The 21,796-nt window shown below is 70.6% G+C and carries 21 protein-coding genes; 8 read left to right on the top strand and 13 right to left on the bottom strand.

Annotated features, from left to right (window positions below; all coding sequences use genetic code 11):
• Nucleotides 1-27: 27 nt before the first annotated feature.
• Nucleotides 28-1,290 (bottom strand): ATP-grasp domain-containing protein, encoded by a 1,263-nt coding sequence (locus IE311_RS20300; RefSeq protein WP_189833166.1) that lies wholly within the window; start codon nt 1,288-1,290, stop codon nt 28-30.
• A gap of 583 nt (nt 1,291-1,873) precedes the next feature.
• Nucleotides 1,874-2,182 (bottom strand): ArsR/SmtB family transcription factor, encoded by a 309-nt coding sequence (locus tag IE311_RS20295; RefSeq protein ID WP_189833165.1) that lies wholly within the window; start codon nt 2,180-2,182, stop codon nt 1,874-1,876.
• Nucleotides 2,183-2,270: 88 nt separating this feature from the next.
• Here IE311_RS20295 and IE311_RS20290 point away from each other — a divergent pair, with 88 nt between their 5' ends.
• Nucleotides 2,271-2,684: an arsenate reductase ArsC gene (locus tag IE311_RS20290; RefSeq protein ID WP_189833164.1), complete on the top strand. Its 414-nt coding sequence runs from the start codon at nt 2,271-2,273 to the stop codon at nt 2,682-2,684.
• Nucleotides 2,685-2,694: 10 nt separating this feature from the next.
• Here the strand turns inward: IE311_RS20290 and IE311_RS20285 are convergent, their stop codons facing one another.
• The 4 genes from IE311_RS20285 to IE311_RS20270 all read right to left on the bottom strand — a co-directional run bounded on the left by IE311_RS20285 (nt 2,695) and on the right by IE311_RS20270 (nt 5,689).
• Nucleotides 2,695-3,075 (bottom strand): ArsR/SmtB family transcription factor, encoded by a 381-nt coding sequence (locus IE311_RS20285; protein ID WP_189833163.1) that lies wholly within the window; start codon nt 3,073-3,075, stop codon nt 2,695-2,697.
• A gap of 88 nt (nt 3,076-3,163) precedes the next feature.
• Nucleotides 3,164-4,222 (bottom strand): ArsO family NAD(P)H-dependent flavin-containing monooxygenase, encoded by a 1,059-nt coding sequence (locus tag IE311_RS20280; protein WP_189833162.1) that lies wholly within the window; start codon nt 4,220-4,222, stop codon nt 3,164-3,166.
• 76 nt (nt 4,223-4,298) lie between these two features.
• A complete protein-coding gene (gene arsB, locus IE311_RS20275; protein ID WP_189833161.1) occupies nt 4,299-5,384 on the bottom strand; it encodes an ACR3 family arsenite efflux transporter in 1,086 nt (361 codons plus the stop codon).
• Nucleotides 5,381-5,689 (bottom strand): ArsR/SmtB family transcription factor, encoded by a 309-nt coding sequence (locus IE311_RS20270; protein WP_189833160.1) that lies wholly within the window; start codon nt 5,687-5,689, stop codon nt 5,381-5,383. The genes arsB and IE311_RS20270 overlap by 4 nt, the downstream gene beginning before the upstream one ends.
• Before the next feature lie 71 nt (nt 5,690-5,760).
• Here IE311_RS20270 and IE311_RS20265 point away from each other — a divergent pair, with 71 nt between their 5' ends.
• Nucleotides 5,761-6,180: an arsenate reductase ArsC gene (locus IE311_RS20265; RefSeq protein ID WP_189833159.1), complete on the top strand. Its 420-nt coding sequence runs from the start codon at nt 5,761-5,763 to the stop codon at nt 6,178-6,180.
• A gap of 5 nt (nt 6,181-6,185) precedes the next feature.
• A complete protein-coding gene (gene trxB, locus IE311_RS20260; protein ID WP_189833272.1) occupies nt 6,186-7,184 on the top strand; it encodes a thioredoxin-disulfide reductase in 999 nt (332 codons plus the stop codon).
• Nucleotides 7,185-7,407: 223 nt separating this feature from the next.
• On the opposite strand, the gene IE311_RS20255 is transcribed toward trxB, so the two are convergent.
• The 5 genes from IE311_RS20255 to arsL form a co-directional block, all read right to left on the bottom strand.
• Nucleotides 7,408-7,743 (bottom strand): ArsR/SmtB family transcription factor, encoded by a 336-nt coding sequence (locus IE311_RS20255; RefSeq protein ID WP_189833158.1) that lies wholly within the window; start codon nt 7,741-7,743, stop codon nt 7,408-7,410.
• Nucleotides 7,744-7,944: 201 nt separating this feature from the next.
• Nucleotides 7,945-8,736 carry a methyltransferase domain-containing protein gene (locus IE311_RS20250; protein ID WP_189833157.1) on the bottom strand — a complete coding sequence of 264 codons (792 nt, stop codon included), beginning with the start codon at nt 8,734-8,736 and terminating at the stop codon, nt 7,945-7,947.
• A 19-nt stretch (nt 8,737-8,755) separates the two neighbouring features.
• Nucleotides 8,756-9,862 carry a GTP-binding protein gene (locus tag IE311_RS20245; protein WP_189833156.1) on the bottom strand — a complete coding sequence of 369 codons (1,107 nt, stop codon included), beginning with the start codon at nt 9,860-9,862 and terminating at the stop codon, nt 8,756-8,758.
• 36 nt (nt 9,863-9,898) lie between these two features.
• Nucleotides 9,899-11,161 (bottom strand): GNAT family N-acetyltransferase, encoded by a 1,263-nt coding sequence (locus IE311_RS20240; protein ID WP_189833155.1) that lies wholly within the window; start codon nt 11,159-11,161, stop codon nt 9,899-9,901.
• Between the two features lie 30 nt (nt 11,162-11,191).
• Nucleotides 11,192-12,442 carry an arsinothricin biosynthesis radical SAM protein ArsL gene (arsL, locus tag IE311_RS20235; RefSeq protein ID WP_229902041.1) on the bottom strand — a complete coding sequence of 417 codons (1,251 nt, stop codon included), beginning with the start codon at nt 12,440-12,442 and terminating at the stop codon, nt 11,192-11,194.
• 774 nt (nt 12,443-13,216) lie between these two features.
• Between arsL and IE311_RS20230 the strand changes: the two genes are divergently transcribed.
• The 5 genes from IE311_RS20230 to IE311_RS20210 all read left to right on the top strand — a co-directional run bounded on the left by IE311_RS20230 (nt 13,217) and on the right by IE311_RS20210 (nt 18,587).
• Complete coding sequence (locus tag IE311_RS20230; RefSeq protein ID WP_189833153.1) at nt 13,217-14,128, top strand: phosphate ABC transporter substrate-binding protein; 912 nt, start codon at nt 13,217-13,219, stop codon at nt 14,126-14,128.
• A 2-nt stretch (nt 14,129-14,130) separates the two neighbouring features.
• On the top strand, nt 14,131-15,963 hold the full coding sequence (gene pstC / locus IE311_RS20225; RefSeq protein ID WP_189833152.1) for a phosphate ABC transporter permease subunit PstC: 1,833 nt from the start codon (nt 14,131-14,133) through the stop codon (nt 15,961-15,963).
• On the top strand, nt 15,951-16,685 hold the full coding sequence (locus IE311_RS20220; RefSeq protein ID WP_189833151.1) for an ATP-binding cassette domain-containing protein: 735 nt from the start codon (nt 15,951-15,953) through the stop codon (nt 16,683-16,685). Before pstC ends, IE311_RS20220 begins: the two co-directional genes overlap by 13 nt.
• 266 nt (nt 16,686-16,951) lie before the next feature.
• Complete coding sequence (locus tag IE311_RS20215; protein ID WP_189833150.1) at nt 16,952-17,575, top strand: CBS domain-containing protein; 624 nt, start codon at nt 16,952-16,954, stop codon at nt 17,573-17,575.
• Between the two features lie 22 nt (nt 17,576-17,597).
• Entirely contained in the window at nt 17,598-18,587 is a 990-nt protein-coding gene (locus IE311_RS20210; RefSeq protein ID WP_189833149.1) for an Acg family FMN-binding oxidoreductase, read from the top strand.
• Between the two features lie 8 nt (nt 18,588-18,595).
• On the opposite strand, the gene IE311_RS20205 is transcribed toward IE311_RS20210, so the two are convergent.
• Nucleotides 18,596-20,986, bottom strand: coding sequence for a glycoside hydrolase family 65 protein (locus IE311_RS20205; RefSeq protein WP_189833148.1), 2,391 nt, complete (start codon nt 20,984-20,986; stop codon nt 18,596-18,598).
• Nucleotides 20,983-21,789, bottom strand: coding sequence for an HAD family hydrolase (locus tag IE311_RS20200; RefSeq protein WP_189833147.1), 807 nt, complete (start codon nt 21,787-21,789; stop codon nt 20,983-20,985). Before IE311_RS20200 ends, IE311_RS20205 begins: the two co-directional genes overlap by 4 nt.
• Between the last annotated feature and the right edge of the window lie 7 nt (nt 21,790-21,796).

Genomic DNA, 21,796 nt, shown 5'->3' with positions numbered 1-21,796 from the left:
GAAGGGTGGAACCGGTCGGTCCGGCGGTCAGCCGGTCAGGGGGCGCGACCGCAGTTCGACCAGGGTGGGCGCGGCGTCCACGTCGGCGGTCACCTGGTCGTGGTTCTCTCCGACAGCGATGACATGGCCGTACCGGTTCATGTACGCCCGGGGCGGGAGGGCCAGCCGGGTGCCGGGGCCGGCCGTCGCGACCGCGCTGTGCACCGTGGGCCCGAAGAGGTCGGTGCGGACAATCACTTCGACCGCTTCGCAGTCGCGCTCCGGGTAGAGGAACCTGATGGCCGCGGTCCGCTGTGTCTTCGGCGCGGTGTCGGGGGCGAGCCCGGCCGCCACGTGGGCGGCGGCGACGGCGGGATCGGTCCCGGTGGCGAGCATCCCGATGAGGGGGATGAAGTCGCCCCCGAGGCGCGCGTTGATCTCGACGAGGCGGGGCCCCTTGGGGGTGAGCTTGAACTCGGTGTGCGTGGAGCCGTGTGCGAATCCGAGCGCCTTGTGGATGCGGTCAAGCTGGTCCAGGAGTTCGGTGTCCTGGAGGAGGGGGTCGGCGGCGTCGACCGTGTGGCCGGTCTCCTCGAAGTACGGGTCCATGCCGACCTGCTTGCGCGCCACGATCATCGGGGTGCACACGCCGTCGACGACAACTGCGTCGATGCTGATCTCGGGGCCGGTGAGGTACTCCTCGACCAGGACGTCGGCCTCGTAGCGGGGTACTCCGGGCCAGTTGGCGGAGCTCGCCGCCTCGAAGGCCGCTTCGACGGCGTCGCCGTGGTCGGCCCGGACGACACCGAGGCTGCCGGCGAGTCCACGGGCCTTGACCACGACGGGATAGCCGGTCGCGTCGGCCGCACGACGTGCCTCGGCCGCCGTGGAGACCGCGGTGCAGGCCGGCTGTGGCACGTCGGCTGCCGTCAGCCGTGCCCGGGTGGTCGCCTTGTCGCGGCAGGCGAGCACCGCGTCGGGCGCGCTTCCGGGCAGGCCGAGGACCTCGGTGAGTCGCGCGGCGGCGTGCACGAGGGACTCGTCGTAGGTGAAGACCCCCGCAACGGGCAGCTGTTGCATGAGCTTCTTCGCCTCGACCAGGAGTTCGTCGAGGTTCTTGGTGTCGAGGAGCGAGGTCCCCTCCACGTACGGCAGTTGCCAACTCGGCTCGTGGGCGTCGAGGAGCCACAGGCGGAAGTGGCGGGAGACGGCCGCCACGATGTACTCCCGGTAGCGGCGGTCACCGCTGCCCATGAGGAGCAGGACCGGTGCCTCGGTGGTGGACGAGTGCGGGTGGGGCGTGGCGGCCATGGCGGAAACCTTTGGTGTCGACGTGTGGTCGGGGCCGAGGCCGGCCGACGGAGTGGTGCGGAGCCCAGGTCGGCAACGGCACTGTCGACCGACGGCCGGAACCCTTCCAGCTTCGAGCGATGTATGTCAATAGATCGATGAATGGCCGAAGAGGACCCCTTGCCGGACGTCACTGCCACACGATGTCACTGCCCCGATTCGACCGCCTCTGTGTGTGCTTGCGAAAGTCGGTCAGGTTACCCAGTGTGGGCGTTCACGCAGATGGGCCCGGCGAGAACCAAGGGCGCTCACAGACTTGGCGACTTCAGCGGATTCCGCCGCCAGGACCGCGGGGCGCGCCTGGTCCGCGCGGAACACGGCGAAATTCGATCGGTGACCATCGATCGTCAAGGCGTGACGGATGACTCCGGGTCGGGCCTGCCCCCAAAGGGGCGCCGGCACGATCGAGCCACCTGTGGAGGGTCGCCGGAGAGGCGGGGAGGGAGTAACGTTCGCGCCCGGATCGCGATCCGCAGCCCGCGAGGTCACGGGCGAGTGGACGTGGAGACGGCACGGGCGCTCCGATGAAGAAGCGGCCGGACTTTCAACCGCAGGGCCGCCGGGGCGCGGAGGCCTCGCATCCCCCGTCGGCCAGACCACCGAAGAACGCGGCCAGGTCGGCCGGCACCTCGGGGCGCAGCCGGTAGTAGGTGAAACGCCCGCAGGGCTCGGTCTCCACGACACCCGCTTCCCGGAGAACCCGGAGATGGTTCGACAGGTTCGCCTGCCGCGCGCCCGTCTCCTCGACGAGGTGAGTCGTACACAGCGACTCACGGGCAAGCAGGCACACGATGCGAAGCCGCAGGGGGTCCGCCAGGGCCCTCAGCAGTTCCGCGTTCACCGACGTCAGCATGGCCCGATCGTGACACGCCGAGCACAACCGGTGTCAACCACCGGATTTCAGAACACCCTTGTACCGCAACTCATTTGAGGAGACACAAGTGTCCCGGACACCCTCCGTCCTGTTCGTCTGTGTTCACAACGCCGGCCGGTCCCAGATGGCCGCCGCGTGGCTTCGCCACCTGGCCGGCGACCGGATCGAGGCCCGTTCGGCGGGCTCCGCCCCGGCCTCGGCGGTGAATCCGGCCGCGGTCGAAGCGATGCGCGAAGTCGGGATCGACATGTCCGCGGAGGTCCCCAAGATCCTCACCACGGAAGCCGTCGGAGCGTCGGACGTGTGCGTCACGATGGGCTGCGGGGACACCTGTGAGGTCTTCCCCGGCAAGCGCTACCTCGACTGGAAGCTCGACGACCCGGCCGGGCAGGGGGTGGCGGCGGTGCGCCTCGTCCGCGACGCCATCAGGGGCCTCGTCGAGAATCTCATCGCGGAGATGGACGCGGCGCCGGCGCGTTGAATCGGAGCGGTCAGAACGGCGAGCAGTCGATGCCTCGGGGGAAAGCGTGCTTCCTGAGCTCCTGAAGAGCATCCCAGCGGATCGAGAACCAGGCCCAGGTTCCCCGCTGTTCACGGCGCAGCAGCCCTGCGGTGGTGAGGATCTTCAGGTGACGGCTCACCGTGGGCTGCGCCAGGTCGAGCGAATCGGTCAGGTCACAGACGCAGAGTTCCCCGGCCGGCGCCTTGTCGATGAGGTGGACGATCTGGAGGCGGGTCTGGTCGGCCATCGCCTTCAACTGGACTGTCAGCGTCTCGACTTCGTCGCGGTCGATCAGCCGCCCCGGTGAGCAGGGCACACAGTGCTCCCCGCTCACGTCCTCGATCGGTATGCCTGCCAACGGAGTTGCCATCCGGACACCATACGAGCCGACAAGATCGCAGGGCGAATTCGACGATCGATATCCGTCAGGCGTTCACCTTTCGTTCACCCACGCGGCCTCATCGCAGAAGGTCGGCGATCGCCCGCGCGGCTTCGCGGGCGGGACGGCCGACGCCGACGAGAGTGGCCGAGGCGGGCCCGGTCCAGTCGCCGTACCCGAGCAGATGAAGTCGGGGCTCTCCGACAGCCTCTGTGCCCCGGGTGGGAATGTGTCCGCGAGGACCGCGGAGCCCGAGCGGGGCGAGGTGGGCGAGAGCGGGACGGAACCCGGTGCACCAGATGATCGCGTCGGCCTCGGCGCGCGTGCCGTCGGCCCACTCGACACCGGTCCCCGTCACACGTGCGAACATCGGCTGCGCCTTGAGGAGGCCCGCGTCGCGGGCTTCACGTACGGGCGGTACGGCGACGATGTCACCGAGCGAAGCGACTCCCCCGCCGTCGGTGCGGCCTTCGTCAAGTGCACGGCGGCGGGCGGTGGCGTGGTCGAAGAGGGCGCGGCCGTCGATGTCGTCGGAGAGGAATCGCGCGGGGCGCTGCGTGACCCAGGTGAGGTCGGTGTCGTACACGAGATCGGCGGCGATCTGCGCTCCGGAGTTCCCGCCTCCGACGACGATGACCCGCGTGCCGGCGAACTCGCCGGGGGTGCGGTACTCGACGGTGTGGAGCTGCCGTCCCCGGAACGCGTCACGGCCGGGGACGGCGGGGAGGAACGGCCGTGACCACGTTCCGGTGGCGCTGACGACGGCGCGGGCGCGCCAGGTACCCGAGTCGGTCTCCACGCGAAGGTGCCCGCCGTCGCGGCGGACCGCCTCGACACGGACGGGCCGGTGGACGGGGAGCTCGTAGCGCTGCTCGTAGTCGGTCAGGTAGCCGACGACGTGGGCGGCGTCGGGGTACGTCTCCCCCTGCTGCGGCGGCATGAGACGACCGGGCAGGGACGAGTACGCGGCCGGCGAGAAGAGGTGCAGCGAGTCCCACGTGTGCTGCCAGGCTCCGCCCGGCGTGGGCTGAGCGTCCAGGACGGCGAAGTCGAGGCCGCCGAGGCGGCGGAGGTGGTATCCGGCGGCGAGTCCCGCCTGGCCACCGCCGATCACGACGACGTCGAGTGAGCTGCTCATCTCTCCGGCTTCCCTTCGTGCGACGGCGACTCGCCCGGTCGAAGGGGCGGGACACCGAGGAGCGGCGTGGGCGGGGTCACCGCTGGGCGGGGGCGAACTTCTTGCGCCAGGCCAGCGACACGTACACGAGCGCGACCAGGACCGGCACCTCGATGAGCGGGCCGACGACCCCGGAGAGCGCCTGGCCGGAGGTGACACCGAAGGTGGCGATGGCGACGGCGATGGCGAGTTCGAAGTTGTTGCCGGCGGCGGTGAAGGCGAGCGTCGCGGTGCGGTCGTAGGTGAGGCCGATGGCCTTGCCGAGGGCGAAGGTGCCGAACCACATGACCGCGAAGTAGACGAGGAGCGGCAGCGCGATCCTCGCGACGTCCAGCGGCTGGGAGGTGATGGTCTTCCCCTGGAGGGCGAAGAGGATGACGATCGTGAAGAGCAGTCCGTAGAGCGCCCACGGTCCGATCTTCGGCAGGAACGTCGTCTCGTACGACTCCCGGCCCAGCTTCTTCTCGCCGATCCGGCGGGTGAGGAAGCCTGCCACCAGCGGGACGCCGAGGAAGACGACGACGTTCAGGGCGATCTTCCACATCGAGATGTCGAGCGTCTCGCCCTCGCCGAGGCCCAGCAGGCCGGGCAGCAGGTCGAGGTAGAACCAGCCCAGGACGCCGAAGGCGACGACCTGGAAGACCGAGTTCAGGGCGACGAGGACCGCGGCGGCCTCACGGTCGCCGCAGGCCAGGTCGTTCCAGATGATCACCATGGCGATGCACCGCGCCAGGCCGACGATGATCAGGCCGGTGCGGTACTCGGGCAGGTCCGGCAGGAAGATCCAGGCGAGGGCGAACATGAGTGCCGGGCCGAGGATCCAGTTGATGACGAGCGACGAGACCATGAGCTTCTTGTCGCCGGTGACGGCGTCGAGCCTGTCGTACCGGACCTTGGCGAGGACCGGGTACATCATGATCAGCAGGCCGACGGCGATGGGCAGCGAGATGCCGCCGATCTCGACCTCGGCCAAGGCGTCGTTCAGACCGGGGATCAGCCGTCCGAGCCCGAGGCCGAGGCCCATGGCGAGGAGGATCCAGACGGCGAGGAAACGGTCGAGCGTCGACAGCTTCGCGACGACCGAGGACTCCACCGCCGGAGCGGACGCTTGGGTGGGGGTCACGGACAGGCCCTCTTGTTCTCGGCGGCGGTACGGGCGGACTCGGCCAGGTCGGCGAACCGGTCGGCGAGCTGGGCGATGACGTCCGGCTTCAGGCGGTAGTACGTGAAGCGACCGCAGGGCTCGGTCTCCACCACACCGGCCTCGCGCAGGACGCGCAGGTGGTTGGAGAGGTTGGTCTGCTTGGCACCCGTCTCCTCGACCAGATGGGTGGTGCAGAGCGTCTCGCGGGCGAGCAGGGTCACGATCTGGAGCCTGAGGGGATCGGCCAGAACCCGGATCAGATCAGTGTCGACTGACGTCATCATGGACTGATACTGTCACATCACTCGCTGCTGATACCAGCCGGGGCTGACCTCTTGCCGGCAAGGAAGAACCGATGACCACCGCTCCGCTCGCCTCCGTGCTCTTCGTCTGCGTCCACAACGCGGGCCGCTCCCAGATGGCCGCCGGATTCCTGCGCCACCTGGCCGGCAACCGTGTCGAGGTCCGCTCCGCCGGTTCGATTCCGGGCGACCAGGTCAACCCGGCCGCCGTCGAGGCCATGGCCGAGGCCGGCGTCGACATCTCCGACCAGAAGCCGAAGGTGCTGACCACGGAGGCCGTCCAGGCGTCCGACTACGTCATCACCATGGGCTGCGGCGACGCCTGCCCGGTCTTCCCCGGCAAGAAGTACCTCGACTGGGCCCTGGAGGACCCGGCCGGCCAGGGCGTCGAAGCCGTCCGCCCGATCCGCGACGAGATCAAGGTCCTGATCGAGGGCCTCATCGCCGAGATCGACGCGCAGCAGGAGGCGTGACTCCCTTGACCGCCTCGAACGCGGCGACCGCGGGCGACGTCCGTGAGGTCATCGTCATAGGCTCCGGCCCCGCCGGATACACCGCCGCCCTCTACACCGCCCGCGCCCAGCTCGATCCGCTGCTCTTCGGCAGTTCGATCTTCGTCGGCGGGTCCCTGACCACGACGACCGAGGTCGAGAACTTCCCCGGCTTCCCCACGGGCGTCGACGGCCCCGACCTCATGGACAACATGCGGGCCCAGGCCGAGCGCTTCGGCGCCGAGATGATCGACGACGACATCGTCTCCGTCGACCTGACCGGCGACATCAAGGAAGTCACCGACAGCGAGGGCACGGTCCACCGCGCCAAGGCCGTGATCATCGCGACCGGCTCCGGCTACCGCAAGCTCGGCCTGCCGAACGAGGACGAACTCTCGGGCCGAGGCGTCTCGTGGTGCGCCACCTGCGACGGCTTCTTCTTCCGCGACCGCGACATCGTCGTGGTCGGCGGCGGAGACACCGCCATGGAGGAAGCCACCTTCCTCACCCGCTTCGCCCGCTCCGTCACCGTCGTCCACCGGCGCTCCACCCTGCGCGCCTCCCAGGTCATGCAGAACCGCGCCTTCGCCGACGACAAGATCTCCTTCGCCTTCGACAGCGAGATCGCGGAGATCAAGTCCGAGAACGGCATGCTCGCCGGCGTCGTCCTGCGCGACACCTTCACCGGCAGGACCCGCGACCTGGACGCCACGGGGCTGTTCATCGCCATCGGCCACGACCCGCGCACCGAACTCTTCACCGGCCAGGTCGACCTCGACGACGAGGGCTACATCAAGGTGGAGGCGCCCTCCACGCGCACGAACCTGCCGGGAGTCTTCGCCGCCGGCGACGTCGTCGACCACACCTACCGCCAGGCCGTCACGGCCGCGGGCTCCGGCTGCCGGGCCGCACTCGACGCGGAGCGACACCTCGCCGCCCTTGCCGACAGGAGCACGGCCGTCGCGAGCGTCGCCGCCACGGCCTGAGGCCGCACCGGAGCCCACGCCGTCGACCCTTCCCATGAACACCAGCTCCTGCCCGCCACGTTGGCGGACCTGACGGGCAGGAGCTGGCCCTCTGATCCGATCGCCATGCGGGGTGGGACGCACTCCGGTCGGCCTCCGCTCCACGGCCACGCGCAAGCACAAGAAGCCGGCAACGCGACGCGTTGCCGGCTGATCCGCGCTCACGGCAGCGGCCGAGGGGCCTTCAGCCGGATCCCGGTTCCCGGCAGGAGGGGGCCGGGGCGCCGATGAGGATGTCGGCGGCGCTGGGGAACTCGGTGATGCAGCGGGGGTTGATGGCGTACCGGATGCTGGCACCGGCACGGCGCCTCGTCAGGAAGCGGGCGGTGTGAAGGATTTTCAGGTGGTGCGAGACGGTCGACTGGTTGAGTCGAAGATGGTCGACGATCTCCCCCACCGGCACGGGCCCCGGCCGACCGCTCAGGAACCGCATGATGCGGATGCGCGTGGGGTCGGCCAGGGCTCGGAACCAGCGGGCGTACTCCTCGACGGTCTCCCGGTCGAGCGACGTTTCGGGCATGGGAATCCTTGGCGGACCACGAGGAGAACCGCCGCCGTGCCGGCCGCGGCGAGCGGCGGACCGGCCGTGCGATCAAGAGCTGTCGGCCGTTGCGCGCGCCGGGATCGGCACGCGGCGGGCACGAGCGTGCACAACGTGGCCAGGCTGTCCGTGGCCCGAGCTCCGGCTCCGGCCACGGACACCCCGGCCGTGACGACATGGTCAGCAGCAGGTTCCGCCGGGCGCGCACTCCTGCGGGCTGCCGGCGGTGCCGTCCGCCGGCTTGTGGGCGCGGATGATCGCGGCGTGGAGGCCGTCGGCCGCCTCCTGGGTGAAGACGACCTCCGCGTCCTTCAGGCCGACCGCGTCGAGGAGTTCCTTGTACTCGGCGACCGAGAGAGCGCCGGCGATGCACTGGCTGTGCCCGCCGCGTTCGGCCCGCTCGTCGGGGCTGAGCCGGTCCTCGGCGACGACGTCGCTGATGCCCAGGCGGCCGCCGGGGGTGAGGACGCGCGCCATCTCGGCGAAGACGGCGGGCTTGTTCAGCGACAGGTTGATCACGCAGTTGGAGATGATCACGTCGACGGTGTCGGCGGGCAGCGGGATGGACTCGATCGTTCCCTTGAGGAGGACGACGTTGTCGATCTCGGCGTCGGCGACGTTGCGGGCGGCGAGGGCGAGCATCTCCTCCAGGAAGTCCAGGCCGAAGACGCGGCCGTCCGGGCCGACGCGCCGGGCGCTGAGGATGACGTCCAGGCCGCCGCCGGAGCCGAGGTCCAGGACCGTCTCGCCCTCGCGCAGTTCGGCGACGGCGCTCGGGTTGCCGCAGCCGAGGCTGGCGAGGAGGGCGGCGTCCGGGGCGGTGCCGGGGCCGATCTCGTCGTACGCGGCGGGGCCGAAGGTCTGCGGGTCGGGCGAGCAGCAGGCGCCGCTCGTCTCGGCTTCGGCGGCCTTGGCCCGGTAGTACTCCCGGACCTCTTCCTGCAGGCTGCCGGCAGTGGTGGTGTCGCTCATGACGGGGGGTCCTTCTCGGTCAGGCGCCGGCGGGGGCGAGACGGTGCACGGGGCGCGGGTAGGAGGGCTTGAACGACACCGGGGTGGTCGCCGAGGAGGTGACGGCGGTGGCCAGGTCGGCGGCCTCGACGGCCTCCGTGACGGCCGTGTCCAGGGCGTCGGGCTCGCAGGCGACCCGGGCGTTGACGACGGCCCTGCCGGTCGGCACGCTCGCCTCGGCGGCGCGGTCGAGGGTGGGCTGCGCGCCGGACTCGGTGAGGCTGAGCTTGGCGAAGTCGCCGTCGGCCGTCTCCACGGTGATCTTGGCGTGGCCGATCACGGCGTCGTGCTCCGCGGCCCAGCCGGACAGCTCCTGAAGGACGGTGCGGGCCCACGCGGTCGCGTCGAAACCGTCCCCCGCGGCGGTGAGGTCGAGCTCCTGGTTCATCCAGGCGAGCTGGGCCTCGGCGGCCGCGTAGCGGTCGTAGTCGATGTCGAGGACGACGTCCTCGTTCGTGGCCGGCGCCTGCCACGCGTCGAGCAGCGTGTCCAGGTGGGCGCCCGTGGTGGCCGAGTAACCGACGACGGTCGCCTTCGGATGACTCGTACGGAGCGAGGCGAGGAGTTCCTCGGCCCGGTCCGGCTTGATGGTGTCCAGCTTGTTCACGGCGATGACGTCGGCCTCGGTGACCTGCTGGCGGAAGAGGTACGACAGGTCCGACTCCGGCTCGCCCCGCTCCGCGGCGCGGGCGAACGCCAGGTGCCGCAGGGGGTCGACCACGGTGGTCAGGGGGGCGACGACCATGTCGTCGCCGTAGTACTGGCGCAGCGGTCGGACAACGGTGGCCTGGAGGTCCGTGCAGCTGCCGACGGCCTCGGCGATGACGGTGTCGACGCTGTCGGAGGCGACCAGCGCGACGATCGCCTCGACGAGGTCCTCGAACTTGCAGCAGAAACAGCCGCCGGTGACCTCGGCGACGCTGTCCAGCTTGCTGCGCACCAGCTTGGTGTCGACGAGCTCGACGCCCTGGTCGTTGGTGATGACCGCGACCTTGCGGCCCTGCGCCTGGAGTGCCAGCGCGGCGGCGGTCATGGTCGTGGTCTTGCCGGCCCCGAGGAATCCGGTCAGAGGGATGAAGGTGATCATGTGGTCCTTCTCGTCCTTGTCGTGAGCCGGGCGGTGTCAGCTGCCGCAGGCGCTGTCGCAGGAGCCGCCCAGGAGGGGCAGCTGCGCGGGCTGGGCAGGGGCGGGGGACGCGGCACCGAACGCGGCCCGCCTGCTGTTTCCGAAGGCGTCGAGCCAGGCGCTCGCCCGCGGTCGCAGCGCCGGGTCGGACAGAAGTATCGAGGTGGTGACTTCACGCGGGGTGCAGCCGCGCAGAGCCTTCGCCTGGTGCGCTCCGGCGCCGAACTCGACGGTGCGCAGACCCTCGGCGTACGCGTCACGGACGGGCGCGTCGAGGACCAGGGCGAAGTAGATGCCGCTGCGCTCGCCGATCGCCGCGTAGTCGAAGCCGGCCCACTTCGGGAAGAGGCGGTGGTTCTTGCGGATGGTGACGCAGGTGGCGACCAGCGCGCCGTCCTTGTATCCCAGGTAGGCGCGGACGTCCGCGCCCTCGTCGATCAGGGCGGAGAGGACGCCGACGATGTGCTCGGGCTCCTCACCGGCGCCGTTCTTCTCCCGGTTGAGGCAGGTGAGTTCGGCGATGCGCGCGATGTAGGGGCGGATGTCGGTGCCGTCGACGCGCTTGATCGTCACGCCGGCGGCTTCGGCCCGACGGACGTCGCCCTTGATGCGCTGGCGCTTCTTCAGCGGCAGGGCGGCGAGGTGTCCTTCCCAGTTCGGCGCGTCGAGGCTCATGAAGTCCTCGTAGCCCCAGAAGGTGCTGGAGGCGCCGGCCGCGTCGAGGGCGTCGACGAGGGCGTCGTTGCCGCGGCGGCCCGGTATCCAGGGGGCGACGATGCATCTGATGCCGGCCTCGAACGCGGCCGGGACCAGCTTGTCGACGATGGCGCCCATCAGGGTGGGGGTCCAGAAGTTGTAGGCGACCTCGGTGCGGTAGCCCAGCGGGGAGCCGAGCAGGAGCGTCGGGAAGAACGGCTCGGTCCCCAGCGCGTCGACCTCGGCGCTGCGCGCGGCGTCGGTCTCGGCGCCGCAGCACACCTCTTCGCCGGAGGGCGCCTGCCAACCGAGGTAGGTGCGCGGTTCGTGGTCGACGACCGGCGGGGTGGTGAGGATGTAGCCGGGGAGGAGGGCCAGTTCGCCGCGGGCACGGTGGGCGAGGGTGTGCCAGGGCTGGACGTCGGGGAGCACCTTCTCCGTGGCCCGCAGCCAGGTGGGGCCGAGGTACGGCCACGAGTCGGTGAGGCCGGCGAGCTCGCCCGCCCAGTCCATGTCCGGGAGGGCCTGGCCGGTGGAGATGACGACGCGGGGTGATCCACCCATGTCAGTGTCCTTTTCGTGTGAGCGGGTGGGTCAGCACTTCACGCAGCAGCGGATCTTGCCGGCGTCCTCGGCGTCGGTGCGGCGCTCCTGCCAGAGCTCCTCGACGCGCTTGTCGGGGTGGGTCCACTCCACCCAGAAACCGCGGTCGACGGTCGCGATGTCCTCCATCCAGGGCGAGGAGAGCAGCGGGGAGCCCTTGAACAGCAGCAGTCGGGTCTGCAGGGCGGTGGGGTCGGTGACGCGGGCGAGGCCCGTCTCGACCAGCCAGTCCTCGAAACCGAGGAGTTCCTCGTACTCGATCCACGGGGTGAACGGGATGAACGTCGGGTACAGCTCGAAGCCGATCCGCTCGGCCTCGTCGACCGCCTCGCGCATGTGGTCGACGTCGATGTGCTTGTCGAAGATGCGCAGGATGCGGTCGGAGGGGAACTCGAGGGCGCAGGTGACACGGCGCAGCCCGAGCGAGACGAGCTTCTCCAGTTCCTTGGTGTAGTCGAGGACGTGGTCGACGCGGGTGGTGAACTCGAAGGTGATGGGGCCGATGGCCTCGACGAGTCGCTCGACCACACCGATGCCGATGGTGCGGGAGTTGAAGAACTCGGCGTCGATGAAGCAGAAGTGCCGGACGCCCTCCTCCGCCAGCTGCAGTGCGTCGGCCAGGACGCTGTCGGCGTCGTAGGCGGCGACACCGCCGTCGTACGCGCCGTAGACGGAGCAGTAGGTGCACTTGTGGTGGCAGCCGCGGGACGCCTCGATGTTGCCCATCAGGCCGAACGGCGAGTGATGCGCCGGATAGTGCACGAGGGAGGGGAACAGGTCCCGGGCGGGCCTGGTGACCGAGATGCGTCGGCGCGGGGGCTTGGGGCGCATGCCGTTGCGGGTCATCAGGGCGGGCACCGCGTCGAGCGTGAGGGTGCCGGCGGCGAGCTGGGCCAGCTCCTCGCTGATCAGCTCGGGCTCCTCCATGATGATGCCGTCGGCGACGTCGAGGAACTCCCGGTGGTTCATCTGCGCGTACTGGCCGAAGGTCACGACCGTGGTGCCGTACGCCTCCGAGACCCGGCGCGCCAGGGCGATTCCCCGCTCGAGACCCTCGAACTGCTGGACGGAGACGAGCGTGAGGTCGAAGGGGCCTTCCGGAATGGCATCGGGAAGCAGGTGCGCGTCCCAGCCGACGACGTCGGCGCCGTGGTGCTGCAGAGCGGCAGCCGCACATGCGGACGTCAAGGGCTGGAGCTCCGCTTCGAACGCGGAGGCAACCAGAACACGGGGACTACTCACACTTCCCCCCAGGGAGTGATCAAGGAGCGTGACGGTTCGAGGTGGGGCCGGGTCAGAGCCGAGGTCGGTAACGACGCTGTCGACCGACGGCCGGAACCCTGCCAGCATCGAGCGATGTATGTCAATAGATCGATGAATGACTGAAAGCCCATCTCTCCGACCCCCGTGGCCGCACAGCGCCACTGCCCCGATTCGCCCTCCTCTGTGGCTGGTTGCGAAGAGAGGTCATCCGCTTGAATCCGTTTGTTCACACAGCTTGAAGCCATCTGGGGATAGGGAGTAGACCGACGACCCGTGCGGCTTCGGATTTCGTGGCCGCCCCTCGGCGGCACACCCGCCGGCCCCGCGCATGACTCAAATTCAATCGCTGATCATCGATGATTTCGTCCATCAAGATCTCGCCAGGACAACTCGGAGGCGGTAGCGTTCGCCCACGGCATCGCGGTCCGCACCCGGGGTCAGCGGGTGAACGGACACCGATGCCCTGATGCTTCGGGCCCTGTCACAAGGGGAGCGGGCCGAGCACCGTCGTTCGGGCGCGCAAGCGCCCCACGACAGCCCCAACGGTCCTGAGCGAGTTCAACGGGGAACGCGACAAGGATCGCAAGGACATCCGGCTGCACATCGTCAGCAGCCATCACCCACACCCTCGGCGTCCACCACGCCGCGCGCCCAGAACGCCTGCGGGCTCGCCCGGCCCGGCCCCGGCGTTCCGCCGACGGCCTTCCCCGACTCCCACCCTTCCCTCACCGCAAAGGCACCGCCATGTCTTTCATGTCCACCGAAATCCGCAGGAGAGCACCGCGCCCCACCGGACGGCGTGTCCGCCAGGGCACCTCCGCCGCCTCCGCCGCTCTCGTCCTCACCGCCGCCCTGGCCGGCTGCGCCGGCTCCGCGAAGGCCGGCTCGGACGCGATCCAGGCCAGCGGCTCGACCACCGTCGCCCCGGTCGCCTCCGACGCCGCCGAGGCACTCAAGGCCAAGGGCCTGAACATCACCGTCGCCACCCAGGGCGGCTCCGCCGGCGGCATCTCCCAGCTCGGCACCGGCCAGATCAACATCGCCCTCAGCTCCAAGCCCCTGTCCGACAAGGACCACAAGGCGTACCCCGACACGGACTTCGTCACCACACAGATCGGCGCGGACGCCGTCGGCGTCATCATCACGAAGGAAGTGGCCGACGGCGGGGTCAAGGGCCTGTCCAAGGCGCAGGTGGCGGGCCTGTTCGAGGGGAAGATCACCAACTGGAAGGAGGTCGGCGGCCCCGACCTCCAGGTCTTCGTGTACGACAAGGAGCCCGGCCGCGGCACCCGTGAGGTGCTCGACAAGTTCATCTACGGCAAGGACGAGCCGCCGGCCCCGCCCAAGTCCGCGAACTACGCCATCGTCGGCGGCAACCTGGAGACCCGCAACAAGCTGAAGTCCACCCGCGGTTCGGTCGCCCCGCTGTCGACCGGCTTCATCGACGGACACCCCGAACTGGTCGCCGTGCCCCTGGAGGGCGTCGCCCCCACGCTGGCGAACGTGGCGTCCGGCGCGTACCCGATGACCCGTCCGCTGTACATGATCACCAATGGAAGCCCGAAGGGCGCCGTCAAGCAGTACATCGACTACATCCTCTCGCCCGAGGGCCAGAAGCTGCTGCCCAAGCACGGCTACCTCACGCGCGAGCAGATGGGCCTCTGACCATGGGTCTCACTCTGGAGCGCCCCGCCCGGGCGCCCGGACCCACCCTGTCGCGGCCCTCCTCCGGGAGCGGCCGCGGCAACCGGGCGAGATGGGTCTGGAGTTGGGCGTACAGCGGCATCCTGTCCGTGCTGCTCACCCTCGTGGTCCTGCTCGGCTACCTGGTCACGGGCATCGCGAGCGGAACCGTCGACTGGACGGCCCTCTTCACCTCGTCCACCTGGAGTCCGGGAACCCTCGCCTTCGGCGGCCTGGCCATGATCTACGGCTCGGCGGCCGTGTGCGTCCTGGCACTGGTCCTCGCCGTCCCGATCGGCTGGGCGGCGGCCGTCGCCCTGTCCGAGTACCTGCCGCCCCGACTCGCCAAGCCGCTACGCCTGAGCATCGAACTCCTGGCAGCGGTCCCCTCCATCGTCTACGGCCTGATCGGCATCATGGTGATCCGGCCGTTCGTGGCGGACCTCGGTGACGTGCCGGGCGGCGACAGCCTCCTCGCCGCCGGCATCGTCCTCGCCGTGATGATCATGCCGACGATCGTGGCGGTCAGCGTCGACGCACTGGCCGCCGTACCCGGCCGGTACCGGGAGGCCGCGTACTCCCTCGGCCTGACCCGCCGCGAGGTCGTCCGGTCCGCCGTCCTGCCCCAGGCCCGGTCGGGCATGCGCGCCGGCGTCCTCCTCGGCCTTGCGCGGGCACTGGGTGAGGCCATCGCGGTCTTCATGGTCATCGGCCGCGCCGACGGACGGTTGCCGGAGTCGCCGGGGGACGTCCTCTCCTCCCTCGTACGCCCCGGTCAGACGCTCACCACCAAGCTGGCAGGCCCCGAGCCGATGCTGGCGGGCACCTCCGGCCCGTACTTCGCGGCGCTGTGCGGACTGGGCGTCATCCTGCTGGCCCTGGTCGCCGTCGCCACCGTGTGGGGCACCCGCGGCTCCACGGGACGGGCCGCTCGCGCTCCGCGTGCCCGGCGGTCCTCCGCGTGGCTGCGCACTCCGAAGGACCGGATCACCACCGTCGTCCGGCTCGGGGCCCTGCTGCTGCCGGGGGCCCTGCTCGTCGGCATGCTCGGCATCCTGCTGGCCCGCGGCGGCGCGGCACTCCATCCGGTCTTCTGGTTCTCGCCCTCCGAAGGCGCGGCAGGTGGCGGCATCCGCGACCAGATCATCGGTACGCTCCTGCTCCTCGCGACCACGGCACTGATCGCCCTTCCGCTCGGCTACGGAGCGGGCATCGTGATCGGCACGCGTGCCTCCGCGAGAACCACCCGCGTCCTGGAGACGCTGACCGTGGCGATCGGCGGGACGCCCACCATCCTGCTGGGCCTCGCGGGGTACGTCCTCTTCTGCACGACCATGGGCTGGGGTCGTTCCTGGCTGGCCGGCGCCGTGGTCCTGGTGCCGGTGGTGGTGCCGGTGGTCGCCCTCACCACCGCGGGCCGGATCCGGAGCATGCCGGGCGAGATCACCGAGGCCGCGCTCGCCCTGGGCCTCACCGGATCCCAGTACGTCCGCTCCGTGGTCATCCCGTACACCTGGCCGGCCACGCTCACCGGCCTGCTGCTCGGCCTGGCCCGGGCGGCGGGCGAGACGGCTCCCCTGATCTTCACCGCCACGGTGTTCTTCGGGGCCCCCGCCCTCCCGACCGGCATCGTCGACGCTCCGGTCCAGGCCCTGCCCACGCACATCTTCACCCTGTCGCAGGACTCGGGCGCCCCCGAGGCGATCGCCCAGGCGTGGGGCAGCGCCCTCGTCCTGGTCCTGATCACCGCGGGCCTGCTCGGCCTGGCGGTCCTCCTGCGCAACCGCTTCGAAGGAGCACGACGATGGACGACGTGACAACCGGTGCCACGACCCCGCGCGGCAAGGCCGACGGGACGGTCATCGCGGTCCGGGACCTGCAGATCCTCGACGGCTCCAAGCGTCTGGTCGGACCGGTGACGTTCGAGCTGGCCGCCGGATCCACCACCGGCCTGTGCGGCCCGTCGGGCGCCGGGAAATCCACCGTGCTCCGCGCCCTGGTCGACCTGCTGCCCCACGGGCTCCGCCGTCAGGGCGAGGTCGAGGTCCTCGGGCGTCCCGTCCGGTACGGCAAGGGCGACGCCGACCTGCGCAGCACCGTCGTCCTGGTACCGCAGACCCCCGTGGTCTTCGGCGGCAGCATCCTGGACAACGCCCTCTTCGGCCTCCGTCACCTGGTACGGGCGTCCCGGACGGAGATGCACGACCGCGTCGAGCAGGCTCTGCGCGAAGCGGGCCTGTGGAGCGAGATCTCCGACCGGCTGGACACCCCGGCCCAGACGCTGTCCAACGGCCAGCGCCAACGGCTCTGCCTGGCCCGGGCCCTGGCCCTCGAACCGGCGGCCCTCCTGCTCGACGAGCCGACCAGCGCCCTGGACGAGCGGAGCCGCGACACCGTCGAGGAGTCCGTGGCGGCCCTGCGGGGCAACCGAACGGTCCTGCTCGTCTCGCACGACCCCGCACAGGTGGAACGGCTCTGCGACCGGACGGTCCGCATCGACCTGGCGAACACCCGCGAGCCTTCCGCGGCGGCCGTCTGAGCACCCGTCCGTCCCGCCGTGCCGGACGGAACCTGTGCCCGCCGTGGCGACGCGACCGCGACGACGGGCACAGGCCCCGCCTGTGCCTCTGGGGCCCATGACGGGACCGAAGGTCCTACCCGAACAGGACAGAGCGCGGACCGGCGACGTCGTGCCCGTTCGGGCCTGAGGGTGGACCGTTCGGCCCTCGCCGCCCCCGGGCGTGCGAGGGAGGGTGGAGACACGGGACAACACACCGGCCGGCCCCTCGGACAGGAGGCTCGGTGATGAAGCACATGAAGGTCGGCGGCCTGATGACCGACGACGTGGTCTCCGCCGTCCCCGCGGCGTCGTTCAGGGATGTGGCGAAGCTGCTCGTCGAGCACGACATCAGCGGGGTCCCCGTCGTGGACGAGGAGGACCGTGTCATGGGTGTCGTCTCCGAGAGCGACCTCCTGTCCAGCGACGAGCTGACGGCGCGGGGCCTGATGACCACGCCGGCCGTCACGGTGCACGCCGAGGAGACCGTGGCGGACGCGGCACGGCTGATGGTGCGCCGCGGAGTCGAGCGCCTTCCCGTGGTCGACGAGGAGGAACGGCTGGTGGGCATCGTGACGCGTCGTGATCTGCTCTGCGTCTATCTCCGCCCGGACTCGGAGATACGGCACCGCATCCGCGAGGACGTCCTCACGGATGCCATGGACCTGCCAGGGGACGCGGTGGACGTGCACGTCCTGGACGGCGTGGTGACACTGGGGGGCCGCGTCCGGCGGCAGAGCCAGGTCCTGATGCTCGTGGGACTCGCCGAGAGGGTCGACGGCGTCGTCGCCGTCGTGGACCGGCTGTCCTTCCACGAGGACGACGTACGTCCCGCCCCGTCCGCCCGGACTCCGCACGACATCGCTTGGTGACTCACCGCAGACAGGACGAACCGTGTCTACCACCGCTCTGACCCGACCGTTCGTGACGTCGCTGATCGAAGACGCCGTCACGGCACCCTCGATGCACAACGCACAGCCCTGGACATTCGTGTGCAGGACGGACGCGGGCGTCATCGAGCTGCACGGCGATCCGCTGCGCGGCATGCCGCACGAGGACCCGGACCACCGTGCCCTCCACCTCGGCTGTGGCGCCGCCCTGTTCGGTCTGCGGGTCGGCGCCGCGCACAGAGGCCGGCACGCCGAGGTCCGGCTGCTGCCGCGCCCCGAGGACCGCTGGCACTTCGCCGACGTGGAACTCCACGGAGCGGACGACGTCGACCGCGGACTCGTCGCGCTCCACGCCGCCCTGTCGCAGCGCCACACCAGCCGTTTCCCCTTCACCGAGGAGCGGATCCCCTCCGAGGTGGTCGACGGTCTGCGGGCCTCGGCCCTCCTGGAGGGCTGCCGGCTGGTCGTGCCGGGCGACTGGCACACCGACGCCGTCCTCGAGGTCGTCCACGACTCCGAAAGGTTCGAGGCCGCTGACGCGGCGGTTCGCGCGGAGATCGCCGCCTGGACGCGCACAGGTGCGTCCGACGAGGGCTCCCAGACGGAGGGCATCCCTTCGTACGCCTTCGGTCCGCGGCAGTACGACGTCACCTCTCCGGTCCGGGACTTCGACTCGCTCCGGAAAGCTCCCGACCGCCCGTCGGCTCGCTTCGAGAAGAGGCCGCAGATCGCCCTCCTCGGCACGTACGAGGACAATGCCCAGCAATGGCTGACGGCCGGCCAGGCGCTGCACCGGGTCCTCCTCCGGGCCACCCTCGACGGACTGTCGACCTCCCTCATGTCGCAGCCCCTGGAGTGGCCCGAACTCCGTTCCGCCGTACGCGATCCGGCTTCGACGACGGGCTTCGTCCACATGGTGATCCGCCTGGGCTACGGCCCCCAGGGGCGGGCCACGCCGCGCCGGCCCGTCTCCGAGGTGCTCACCTTCGACTGAGCCTCCGCTCACAGACGGAACCAGCGCTCCTGTCCGGGTGCGACGGTCGCCCGCCGTCCGCCGGGGAGTTCGACGGTGAGCGGGCCCTCGGGCGAGGCAGGAACCCGAACCGCCAGCCGCCCGGGAAGCATCCTCAGGCGCACGCCCCGATGACGGCCGACGCACACGGTGAAGGTGAACCGGGGGATCTCCGCGAGCGTCACCGGAGCCACTCGAAGCCCTTCCGGTCCCGTCTCCAGGCCGGTGATCCCTCGTTCGACGAGGTCGATCGTGCCGGCCATCGCGCCGAGATGGATCCCCTCGCCGGTCGTTCCGCCCTGCACGTCGGCCACGTCGGCGAGCAGGGCCTCCTCGCAGTACCGCCAGGCGTCGGCACCCTTCTGCCGGGCCAGCACCCATCCATGGACGAGGCTGCTGAGTGTCGAGCCGTGGCTGGTGCGGCGCAGGTAGTACGAGACGGTCGCACGCCACATCTCGTCGTCCAGCGCGTAGCCGAGCCGGTCGAACAGGCCGTACAGCTCGTCGGGCCGGAAGAGGTAGCCGAGCATGAGGGTGTCGGCCTGCTTCGAGGCCTGGTAGCGGTTGACCGTGTCGCCCTCGGCCTCCAGGATCCGGTCCAGCCTGCGAATGTCGCCGTAACGGGCCCTGTACGCCTTCCAGTCGAGCTCCGCCAGGTCTCCGAATCCCTCGAACTGGCTGACCACGCCCTGGTGGAACGGTACGTACAGGCGCCGGGAGACGTCCTCCCAGCGAGTGAGTTCGCCGTCGTCCAGCGACAGTTGCTCCGCCAGTTCCGAACGGCGGGCCACGGGCAGTTCGCCGAGTAGGTCGAGGCCGCGGGCGAGAACCCATGCGGCGGTCGCGTTGGTGTAGGCGTTGTCGTCGATGCCCGGGACCGTCGCATCGGGATAGCCGTCGTGGTATTCGTCCGGTCCCACCACCCCCCGGATGCGGTAGCGGCCGAGCGCAGGGTCGAACGTGGCGGCGCCGGCCCAGTAGCGGGCGACCTCAAGGAGGATCTCTGCCCCGGCGGAGTGGAGGAACCCCCGGTCGCCGGTGGCCCGCGCGTACTTCCAGACATTGAACGCGACGGCGGAGCCCACGTGACGCTGCAGTCTGGAGTGGTCGGCCAGCCACCGCCCCGAGCGCGGGTTGAGGTGCAGGGCCTGGGTCTCCTCCCGGCCTGAACCAGCGCTCTGCCAGGGGTACATACCGCCCTGACGACCGGCCAGACGGGCGGCTTCGCGGCCGGCGGGCAGTCGACGGTGCCGGTACATGAGCCGCGCCAGGGCCACCTCGGGGAAATGGAGGTCGAGGTAGGGCAGGACGAAGAGCTCGTCCCAGAAGACGTGCCCCCGGTACGCCTCACCGTGCAGTCCCCTGGCGGGCACGCCCACGTCGAGCTCCGCCGTGTGCGGGGACAGTGTCTGCAGCAGATGGAACACGTGCAGCCGCAGGATGCGGCCCGCCTTCCCGGGCACGTGCAGCTCCCCCTGTTTCCAGACACGCTGCCAGGCCGCCTTGTGGGCGGAGACCAGCTGGGGAAAGGCCGGGGCACGAGCGACCAGGTCAGTGGCTGCTGTGAGCGGGTCGGCGGCGGGCCGGTCCATCGATGTGTGCAGTGCCAGTGTCTTCACGACCATCGCCGAGCGGCGGGGAACGACCGGCAGACGGTACGTCTGCACCGTACCGGTCGAGGTGGCTGCCTCCCGCGCGGCTCGAACGGGGCGGGTGACTGTGCGCACGGCCATGGCGATCCGGATGCCCGGGTCGACGGTACGACAGGTGAGCCAGGCGACGCCGCCGGGCTTGAACCCGGTCCGGTGGTCGCCGAGATGGCGCCCGTCCAGATGCCGGTAGCGCTCGACCCCGGCATTGGTGATGTCGCCGTCGAGGGCGGACCGCACCTCGACGGCACCGCTCCAGCCATAGGCCCGGAACAGGGTGCACTGAGCCGCCGACCCCGGATCTCCCATGTGCACGACGCGGATGTGGCTGACGCGCAGGCCCCGCCCGTGGGCGTCCTCGTAGAACAGACGTCGTGTGAGAACGCCCGCACGCAGGTCGAGTTGCACGTCGTAGTGGCGCAGTTCCCCGGCGTCGGGAGTGAGCCAGTCGCCCGGCGGACCGTCGTCCGGGAGGCGCCGGTAGCGCAGAAGCGTCCAGTTCGGCAGGTTGACGAGATCCTCGTTCTCGACCTGCTGCCCTGCGACGGTCGAGGTGAGCCGGTCGTAGCCGCCGGCCAGATAGGTGCCCGGGTAGTGCGCACCCCCGGCGGTGCACTCGGGAGCGGAGCCCCGCGTGGCGAACCGGCCGTTGCCCACGGTGCAGAGCGCCTCGACCAGCGGCTCGCGTTCCGGTTCGTACCGGTCGTACGTCCACGTCCAGCCGGCGGTCATCCGTGATCACCCCAGACGCTCCGGACCAGCGTCGTCAGATCGGGAACCACCAGGTCGGCACCCTGCTCACGCAGGAGGGCGGCGGTGCGCCGCAGCGCGGTGCGGTCGACGCCGACAACGAGGCCGAAGCCGCCGCGACGCGCTGCCTCGACTCCGGCGAGTGCGTCCTCGGCGACAGCGGTCTCCTGCGGACGGCTGTCCAGGAGGTCGGCCGCCCGCAGAAAGAGCGCGGGATCCGGCTTGCCGGCGAGGCCGAGCCTGGCGGCGTCCTCGCCGTCCACTATCACCGTGAGGACACCGGCGAGCCCGGCGGCACGGATCAGTGTCCGGGCGTGCCGGGAGGCGGAGACGGCAGCGCACGGCACGCCCACCGTGCGCAGGGCCGACAGGGAGGGCCGTACGTCGGCGAAGGCGGTGAGGCCTTCCGTACGAAGCAGGTGGACGAACGCCCGTTCCTTGTGGGCCGCGACCGACCAGACGGTCGCGTTGCCGGGCGGGTCGCGGGGCGTTCCCGCCGGAAGGTGGAGGCCACGGGCCGCGAGGAAGGCGGCGGCCCCGTCGTAGCGGGACTTTCCGTCGACGAACCGGCGGTACTCGTCTTCGGCGTCGAAAGGCGGCTGCCGTTCGCCCCCGGCGGCCTCCAGGCAGACGTCGAGCGCGGTCTTCCACGCCGCCGCGTGGATGCGGGCCGAGTCCAGGAGCACTCCGTCCGTGTCCAGGACGAGTGCGCGCGGCGGGCGTGGTTCGGGGCTTCGGTCGTCCGCCGGAGCGCTCTGTACCGGGTGGGCCCGAGGGCTGGTCATGAGCGTG

The sequence above is a fragment of the Streptomyces zaomyceticus genome (genome assembly GCF_014656215.1).
GTDB classification, from domain to species: Bacteria; Actinomycetota; Actinomycetes; order Streptomycetales; family Streptomycetaceae; genus Streptomyces; species Streptomyces zaomyceticus.
Note: the sequence above shows the minus strand (reverse complement) of the source record. Positions and strands in the feature narration are given on the sequence as shown.